The following is an 8,969-nucleotide window of genomic DNA, read 5'->3' as shown; positions in this document are numbered from 1 at the left end:
TTGGTTCTATAAATATTTTGTTTCGCTGGAACTTTTTTTATAGTATCTGTTAATTCGTTCTATAAATATTTCGCTTTGATTAGAATTAGTAAATATTCTAAAATTCAGTTCTTAAAAATTGCTGTATAACAATTGCAGCGTATGAAAATCTGATGATCCGTCAAAATATTTTTCCAATACGTTATTAAAAACAGGTTCGCCATTCTGGATGCTCGCAAATAAAGTCATGCAGGATTGCAGTTTTTCATTGTCAGGATTTCCAAAAATATCTTCCGCCGTCTTTTCGTCCGTTTTGATTAATTCGGCTGTAATTTCTATAAGGTGTTTTCCCAGGATTGGATGTTCTAAAAAGGCTATAGCTTCATCTGCATTTTTAATTTCGTAAAATTTTGAAGTATCACAAGATCCAAGTCCTTTTATCTGAGGAAAAATAAACCACATCCAGGGAGATTCTTTCTTTCCTTTTTTAATTTCAGAAAGTGCAGACAGGTATAATTTATTTTGTGCGTCTAAAAACCGAACTAAATCTTTGTTATTGTAAGCCATTATTTACTGATTTTATTTGGGACAATCAGGTCGTAAAACTACTGAAAATAAATGTAGTTGAGCATTACTAAAGTTTTTTTTAGGTCTCTTTTTTTTATATATATTAAGACAAAAAAATCTGTAGTATTTATCGGAACCTTTTTAATGAATTGAGAAAATGATCCCTTAAAAACTGAGAATAATAATAAATTAATCCTTTCGGGATAACCCGTTTCGGAACCTTATAATTAGTGCAGGATCCTTTTTTAAAATGCAATCTGAGAAAATTCTTTCAATAGCTGAAATTTACCTGCTGTAAGGTATCCTGCTAAAAACTTAAATTTTTCTTAACCAAACCCTACAGGTTTTAAAACCGTTCGGGTTTATGTGTAAACGCCAATTTAAAATAAACAATTAATTCAAGTTGCTGGTTTAATAATTCCGGAATCTTTTGACTTAAAAAAGATTAGGTAGAATCCCTACGGATAATGTTATTAAGTTAAGGAAAATATTTTTAATACGGTATTGCATAAATCTCTCGCAAAGACGCAAAGAGAGAGACTTCGGGAAGTTTTTTTGAATTGGCTCCAGCTTTGGCCGGAGTTTACATAAAATCGATCTGAATGGCTTTAGCCAAAAATGCCTGATTTGGCTAAAGCCTTCTTGTTGTACATGTTAATCACCTCCAGCTGAAGCAGGGGGCTATTTATGCAATGAAAATCATTTAAGTACAAGACAATTTTTAGCATTTGGTCTAAAAAAGAACATTTGATAAACTAGCAATTTGAAATAAGTAATTAAAAGTATTTGATATATCAATTAAATAATTATATTTGATATATCAAATAAATTTAAAACAAACTGATATTACATGAATCAGAATAATTCAAACGGAACTGTACTGTATACCGTAGAGCAAACCATAAAAGAGTACAGGAAGATTTTCCGGAAAAATATCCGGAAGATTGTAAGTGATAGTACAATAGGTCATTGACCGGAATAATACAATTGATAGACACAATCCTGCATAAAATAATTTTAAACTGTAAAACTTCATAAAAATGAAACACCTATTCGCTTTACTATTCCTAACATTTTCAATTGCTGCGTATTCGCAAAAAACGTCGCTTGCCAAAGAAGAGCTTGTTCTTACGGAAGTAAATAAAAAACAAATTATTGATTCGCTTATTCAGCAACTCGAAGAATTTTACATACGGCCAAACGCTATTGGAGAGATAAAGAAAAAACTGAATGAAAATTATAAAAAGGGGAGTTACAAAGACGTCGTGAAGCCAAATGAATTTGCAGGTAAACTGACCACAGACCTTATTGAGGTGAGCAAAGATTTGCATTTTGGGGTACGATATGATCCGGAATGGACAGAGGATCAGCAAAAAAAGGGAGATAAAGAGACACAGAAAAAAATTAAAGCACAGGAGTTAGCAGAAGCAAAAAAGAAAAATTTTGGTTTTCAGCAAACCCGAATTTTAGAGGGAAATATTGGGTATTTGCAGTTCGATTATTTCGAAGATCCTGCAATAGCAAGTGAAACTGCAGCGGCAGCCATGCAATTTTTAAACAACACAGATGCTCTGATTATCGATTTGCGAAAAAATAATGGTGGTGCGATGGAAATGGGGCAATTTTTAAGCAGTTACTTCTATTCGGGCAAGGAATTACCGCTTTATAAATATTACTATTACGAGAAAAACCGAAAAAAAACAGAAAGAGAAATGTGGTTATTGCCGTCTGTTCCGGGTAAACGCCTGGAGGATATCGATATATATATTTTGACAAGTGCAATTACTTTTTCTGCTGCAGAGTGGATGAGTTATTCGCTCCAGAATTTAAAGCGTGTTACTATCGTGGGCGAGAAAACTGCCGGAGGTGCACATCCTGTTGATCGCAAGGTATTGCCAAATGGTTTTGCTGTAAATATTCCTTTTGGAGAAGTTAAAGACCCTATTACCAATCAGGATTTTGAAGGAAAAGGGGTTATCCCGGATGTTTTATGCAAAAGCGAAGAAGCTGTAAACACCTCGCATTTGTTGGCATTACAAAAATTATCTTCAAAAAATAAAGAGGCAGTAAACAACCTCGATTGGTATATTCCTATTGTTAAAAACAGACAAAAATCAGTTAGTGTCGACAGTGCAATTTTAAAATCGTATCAGGGTAAATATGCAAAAGCAGCGTTGGTATTCGAAGAAAATACTTTATATTATAAATGGAATAATATAGCAACTTTTGCTCTGATTCCCTTGGAACAGGATTTATTTCTGGTTGACGGGATCGATGATTTCCGTATAAAAGTTATTTCTGAAAACAACGTTATAACAGGAATCAAAAGGATTTATCAGAACGGACAGGAAAAGTTTTATAAAAAAGAATAAGATCTAATGCTTTAAACAAATCATAGACCCGACAGGTTTTCTAAACCTGTCGGGTTTTATTGTGTATTACTTTCTAAAAATTAAAGCTTTGGTATATTCAGCATTCATTTTTGCAATCGAAAGGATCGAAATCCCTTGCGGGCATTCGATTTCGCAGGCTCTGGTGTCAGAACAATTTCCAAAACCTTGTTGATCCATTTCTTGTACCATTGTCAGAACTCTTTTCGATGCTTCTGTTTTTCCTTGTGGGAGCAAAGCCAGATGCGTTATTTTGGCACCTACAAACAGTGCAGCACTTGCATTTTTGCAGGTTGCGACACAAGCACCACAACCAATACAGGCGGCGGCATCAAAGGAGGCTTCGGCAGTTTCGTAAGATATCGGGATGCTATTGGCTTCGGGAGCCTGACCTGTCGAAACGCCAATAAACCCGCCAGATGCTATAATCGTATCAAAAGCAGACCGATCGATTTTTAAATCCCGTAAAACCGGAAAGGCTTTGGCTCGAAAGGGTTCGATATAAATTGTATCTCCGTCTTTAAAACTACGCATGTGAAGTTGGCACGTAGTCGTATTTTTTAAGGGGCCGTGCGCTCTCCCGTCGATCATAACGCCACACTGACCGCAAATACCTTCTCTGCAATCGTGATCAAATTCTATCACACGTTCTTTTTTCTGAATTAACGATTCGTTTAATAAATCGAGCATTTCCAGAAAAGACATGTGCTCAGAAACTTCATCAATTTCGTAATCGGTCATTTCTCCTTTAGAAAAAGTATTGAGTTGTCGCCATATTTTAAGATATAGTTTCATAGCTAATTATTAATTATAAATTGTTAATTATGAATTGTTTGTAGGTTATGAAATGGAGCTCTATGGATTGTTAATTAATAATTTACAATTAACAATTATTTGTAACTTCTAACTGCCAGCTCAACAGATTCGAATACTAGGGGCTCTTTGTGCAATTCTGGCTGATGTCCTTTTCCTTTCCATTCCCAGGCCGAAACGTAGCAAAAATCGACATCATTGCGAACCGCTTCGCCATCTGCCGTTTGGTATTCTTCGCGAAAGTGAGCACCGCAGGATTCTTCTCTTTGCAGGGCATCATAACACATTAGCTCTGCCAGTTCGATATAATCGGCAATGCGTCCGGCTTTTTCCAGTTCGCTGTTTAGCGTATCATCTCCGGTAATTAGTAAGTCTTTTTCGAATGAAGCTTTTAAGGTTTTAATTTCTTCGATTGCTGCTTCGAGTTTTTCTTTACTTCTCGAAAGACCACATTTTTCATATAGTAATCGCCCAATTTTTTTATGAAAATAATCTGTAGAGAGCGTTCCTTTGCTGTTCAGGAATTTGTCTAATTGTGCTCTGACAACTTTTTCGGCTTCTTCAAAAGCAGGATGATTGGTGTCTGCTTTATCTGTTTTTAATTCTCCTGACAAATAATTAGGAATGGTGTATGGCGCAATAAAGTAACCATCGACACAAGCCTGAAGGAGCGAATTTGCGCCTAATCTGTTGGCGCCATGATCGGCAAAATTGGCTTCGCCTAAGGCAAATAGACCCGGGATAGTAGTCATTAACTCATAATCGACCCAAAGTCCGCCCATTGTAAAATGCGCCGATGGCGAAATCAACATGGGTTCTTTGTAGGCATTGATTCCGGTAATCTTTTCGTACATCGCAAACAGATTGCTGTATTTGGCTTCGATTGTATTTTTTCCCTGTGTTTTAATCGCATCAGAAAAGTCAAGGTAAATGGCATTTTTCATTGGGCCAACGCCATGTCCGGCATCAATTTGTTCTTTTGCCGCTCTTGACGAAATATCTCTGGGCGCCAGATTGCCAAAAGAGGGATATTTACGTTCCAGATAATAATCTCGCTCTTCTTCGGGAATTGTATTTGGATTTCTGTCGTCGCGTGCGGTTTTAGGGACCCAGATTCGCCCGTCGTTACGAAGCGATTCAGACATTAAAGTAAGTTTAGATTGATTGGCTCCGTGTTGCGGTAGTGAGGTAGGATGAAACTGAATCCAGCTCACACCTGCCATGTAAGCGCCTTTTTTGTGCGCTCTCCAGATGGCAGAACTGTTGCAACCCATTGCCAGCGTAGACAGATAATAGACTTTGCCATAACCTCCTGAGGCCAATACTACAGCATCTGCAACATGACGTTCGAGTGCTCCGGTTTCCAGATTTCGGGCTATTATTCCTTTGGCTTTGCCGTCGATTACCACCAATTCCAGCATTTCGTGTCGGGTATGCATCGTTACTTTGCCCAAAGAAACCTGACGCAATAAACCCTGATAAGCACCCAGCAACAGCTGCTGTCCGGTTTGTCCGCGGGCATAAAAGGTTCTCGAAACCTGAACACCTCCAAAAGATCTGTTATTGAGATATCCGGCATATTCTCTGGCAAAGGGTACACCTTGTGCCACAGCATGATCGATTAATGCCGCTGAGCATTCTGCCAGACGGTAAACATTGGCTTCACGGGATCTAAAATCGCCGCCTTTTATAGTGTCATAAAACATTCTATAAGTACTGTCACCGTCGTTTTTATAATTTTTTGCAGCATTCACACCACCTTGTGCCGCAACAGAATGTGCTCTTCTGGCAGAATCCTGAAAACAAAATGACTGTATATTATAGCCCTGTTCTGCCAATGATGCAGCACATGAAGCACCTGCAAGACCAGTTCCTACAACGATAATAGTCAGTTTTTTTCTATTGGCGGGATTTACAAGTTTTGCTTTCGCCTTATACGTATTCCATTTTTCTGCGAGTGGACCTTCCGGTATTTTTGAGTCTATCATTTTTTGTGTATTTAAAATGAATACCTAATTTTAAGAAGAGGTAATTTACTACAAAAAAATGATTTTAGAGATAGAAAAGCCTAAGGATTTAGTTTAAACTCGCAGATTATAAGGATTATAAATTAAAAAATTTGCTTCTCCCGATCGATACTAATCAGGCGAAGCAAATTTGTTTAATTGCTGTCAAAAATAGGGATCACATTTTAATCTTAATCCGTTAATACTATTGTTTACTAATAGAAATTGCTTTGTTACCAGCACTTGTTTTTACAAAATAGATTCCTGTAGGATGTTCAGAGATGCTGATTAAATCTCCTGATCCTTGTTTTATTTTGATTCCCAAAGGCGAATATACACTCCATTCTAAGGCTTTGGATAAATGGAATACACCTGTTGAAGGATTAGGAAAAACGCTAATTTTGTTCGATTCCTGATTTGGGATATCAATACCAAGCGTCGTACAGTTGTGTACCATATAAGCGATTTCTTTTTTATTATTGCCTATGTTGTTGCTTACGGTTAACGAAACCGTTTTTGTTCCTTCGGTACCATAAATTACAGTATGAGGTCCGGCTCCGGTTGCGGTTGCGGGTGTTGCGTTTTCTCCAAAACTCCATGCATAACTAGCAACAGTTCCTATAGAAACAGAGGTATACGTTACGGGAGCATTCAGACATCCCATTTGATTGCTGACTTCAAAGTCTGCAACAGGGGCAGTAGAACTTCCGGTTAATACAAATTCCATTTTATTGATGTTGATATCACCCTCTTCAAAAAACAAAGTAATAATATGAGTTCCCTGAGTTAGCGCAATATTAGGTATTGTAGTGGTTTGCCACGCCTGAAAACCTCCTGTATTAGGAATATTTACCGTTCCTGTCGCATTTACACCATCGACTTCAAGATGTAATTTTCTATTGGCGTAAGGCGATGAAATTCTTAAATTGATAGTATAAAGGCCAGTCGTATTTACTCTTGCAGTGTATTTAAGCCATTCGTTTTGGGCAACATAAGCAAGATTGTATCCGCCTTCGTTGCAGGCTTCTGTTCCTACGCCATCTCCGGCTCTGTACACATTATCTCCGCCACCATTACTGTCAAAATACGCACTTGGGCCCACATCATAATTTTCGGCTTCGATCACGCCCGGAATTTGCCCAATGATGCCTAAATAAGGGGCATTGCCAAGTGTTGTTGCCGTATAAACAGCAGTATATGTTATGGTTCCTGTTGCGGGTGCTTTAAAAGTTTGATTCGCAACTCCGCCATGGCTCCAATGATCAAAATCATATCTTATATTACCCACATATTGCGGGGTAGGAGCATTCAGGGTTTGCAAAGCAGCATTTGCCACAACTTGTTTTGTTGCCGGTGCTGTAACTGGTTTCTGATTGAATTCTAAAGCTAATAAAGCGGGAGTACTCGTTACGGTAACATCGACCAAATTGGGCTTGATATCAACAAATGCAGTTCCTGTCAAGCCATTACTGTCTGTTACTTTTACGGTAAAACGATACCAGACATTTGGTGTTTTTTCGCCTTGGTTCGAAGTTGTAAAGTTTCCGGATTTTATACCCTGCGGACTTGCACCGGGATGCGAGTGTCCTGCTCCGGGAATATCTTCATGAAAAAGATCCATGCTCCACGAAAAAGCGCTGGCAGGTAGTGTCCCGTCTTCGATATCTGTTCCTGTAGCTTCAAAATGCACAACATCATCAGCGTTCCATTTTAATGTTGGCAACGGTGCAACAATCGTTACAGTAGGTGCATTGCTAAAAGGTGTCACGGTTAATGTTGCCGGATTGCTGGTGGCATTGCCGGCGGTATTGGTTACAACAACTCTGTAAGCTCCTGCATTTGCTGTTGTTACATTAGGTATTGTATAGGTTGCCGCAGTTGCTCCGGGAATATCTACAGTATTAAATTGCCATTGATAAGAAAGTCCCACACCACTGGCAGATACTGCAAAAGTTACAGGAGTTGTTTGCATGATGGTTTGCGACACAGGATGATTTACTATGGTTGGTGCCGCAGTGGCGATATAATCAAGCTTAATTAAAGAACCGTTATTGCCGTAAGCACAATAATAAATGTATCCATCATTGCCCAACATCATTCCAAGTGCTTGTTGCTGTGGAGCCGAATAAAATTCGACCGATTCCGGATCAGCAATATTTGGATCGAAAGAGCGAATGGCATTTCGAACAAAATCTTTGATAATAAATTTGCCTTCAAGATTAGGATAACGCGGTGTGTTGGGGTTATACAAAACACCATTGGTCAAAGCATTACCAATGCTTCCGGTGGCATAAGTAAAGATAGGATTGGTAAATAAATTTGTTTCGGTTTGTTTTCCGTCGCCACCTTGAGGATGTCCCCAGGCGTAGTTTCGAATTGTTGGATTGCTAATTTCATTGATTTCTTCCCAAGAAGTTCCAACATCGAGCACAAATAATTTATTGGCTTTTGGATTGGCTACAAGTCTCCACGGATTTCTAAAACCATAAACCCAGATACTTTGTCTTTGTACAGAACCACTTCCGTAAAAAGGATTTCCGGGAGCAGGTTGTCCATCCTCGGTAAGACGGAGAATTTTTCCTTTGTAAGTATCAAGATCCTGAGAGTTTGTATTTTGCTGACTGTCTCCAACGGTTACATACAAAAATCCGTTAAAGAATTTTAGATCACCACCATTATGAAAACCACCACCAATAGGTTCAAGCAACAAAATTTCCTGTCTGCTCACAACCTGATTGGCATTGTCAATTTTTATTCGTTCGATTCGATGCCTGATAACACCGTCGTTAATCGAATAAAAGACATAGATATAGCCGTTTGTAGCAAAATCAGGATGCAAAGTCAATCCAAGTAATCCTTGTTCGTTATCCGTAACAGTTGCTACTGTAAAAACAGTCGAAACAACATTGTTTTGAAACACTTTGACAATACCGGCTCTTTCTGCGATAAATATTCTCCCATCTGAAGATTGTTCCAACGAAAGTCCCTCTTTGATTACAGCTGTAGGAGCAAGGTTTTGTGTTATGTATTGAGAGTGGGATTGCCAGGAAAGCAATAGAAAAAAAGCAAAGAACAAATGCGCTAACGGTCGCCTCTCTTGAAATTTGGAAAGTAGATTTTTTTTCATAGATTATTAAGAATGAATTTATAATTTGGGTAACCAAATATAACTTTTTCTTTATAATCGCTTAGTATTGAGTAATTTCTTACACTT

The 8,969-nt window shown here is 38.2% G+C and carries 6 protein-coding genes; 2 read left to right on the top strand and 4 right to left on the bottom strand.

Going from position 1 to position 8,969, the window contains the following annotated elements:
• Positions 1-111 precede the first annotated feature (111 nt).
• Positions 112-546: a DUF1810 domain-containing protein gene (locus B0A64_RS15440; protein ID WP_089480406.1), complete on the bottom strand. Its 435-nt coding sequence runs from the start codon at positions 544-546 to the stop codon at positions 112-114.
• An 850-nt stretch (positions 547-1,396) separates the two neighbouring features.
• Between B0A64_RS15440 and B0A64_RS25730 the strand changes: the two genes are divergently transcribed.
• Both B0A64_RS25730 and B0A64_RS15435 read left to right on the top strand, forming a co-directional pair.
• A complete protein-coding gene (locus B0A64_RS25730) occupies positions 1,397-1,519 on the top strand; it encodes a hypothetical protein (RefSeq protein ID WP_262495540.1) in 123 nt (40 codons plus the stop codon).
• Positions 1,520-1,586: 67 nt separating this feature from the next.
• The gene (locus B0A64_RS15435) at positions 1,587-2,918 is read left to right on the top strand and encodes a S41 family peptidase (protein ID WP_089480405.1); all 1,332 of its coding nucleotides are present in this window, start codon (positions 1,587-1,589) and stop codon (positions 2,916-2,918) included.
• 66 nt (positions 2,919-2,984) lie between these two features.
• Here the strand turns inward: B0A64_RS15435 and B0A64_RS15430 are convergent, their stop codons facing one another.
• The 3 genes from B0A64_RS15430 to B0A64_RS15420 form a co-directional block, all read right to left on the bottom strand.
• The gene (locus B0A64_RS15430; protein WP_089480404.1) at positions 2,985-3,731 is read right to left on the bottom strand and encodes a succinate dehydrogenase/fumarate reductase iron-sulfur subunit; all 747 of its coding nucleotides are present in this window, start codon (positions 3,729-3,731) and stop codon (positions 2,985-2,987) included.
• Positions 3,732-3,826: 95 nt separating this feature from the next.
• Complete coding sequence (locus tag B0A64_RS15425) at positions 3,827-5,737, bottom strand: fumarate reductase/succinate dehydrogenase flavoprotein subunit (RefSeq protein ID WP_089480403.1); 1,911 nt, start codon at positions 5,735-5,737, stop codon at positions 3,827-3,829.
• Between the two features lie 223 nt (positions 5,738-5,960).
• The gene (locus B0A64_RS15420; protein WP_089480402.1) at positions 5,961-8,882 is read right to left on the bottom strand and encodes a PQQ-dependent sugar dehydrogenase; all 2,922 of its coding nucleotides are present in this window, start codon (positions 8,880-8,882) and stop codon (positions 5,961-5,963) included.
• Positions 8,883-8,969: the final 87 nt, after the last annotated feature.

It is taken from the genome of Flavobacterium araucananum, from assembly GCF_002222055.1.
GTDB lineage: Bacteria > Bacteroidota > Bacteroidia > Flavobacteriales > Flavobacteriaceae > Flavobacterium > Flavobacterium araucananum.
The sequence above is the reverse complement of the archived record's forward strand: the minus strand, read 5'-3'. Positions and strand labels throughout refer to the sequence as shown.

Coding starts and splice junctions, on each gene's coding strand:
- B0A64_RS15420 (WP_089480402.1), bottom strand. CDS start 8,882: ATGAAAAAAAATCTACTTTCCAAATTTCAAGAGAGGCGACCGTTAGCG.
- B0A64_RS15435 (WP_089480405.1), top strand. CDS start 1,587: ATGAAACACCTATTCGCTTTACTATTCCTAACATTTTCAATTGCTGCG.
- B0A64_RS15430 (WP_089480404.1), bottom strand. CDS start 3,731: ATGAAACTATATCTTAAAATATGGCGACAACTCAATACTTTTTCTAAA.
- B0A64_RS25730 (WP_262495540.1), top strand. CDS start 1,397: ATGAATCAGAATAATTCAAACGGAACTGTACTGTATACCGTAGAGCAA.
- B0A64_RS15440 (WP_089480406.1), bottom strand. CDS start 546: ATGGCTTACAATAACAAAGATTTAGTTCGGTTTTTAGACGCACAAAAT.
- B0A64_RS15425 (WP_089480403.1), bottom strand. CDS start 5,737: ATGATAGACTCAAAAATACCGGAAGGTCCACTCGCAGAAAAATGGAAT.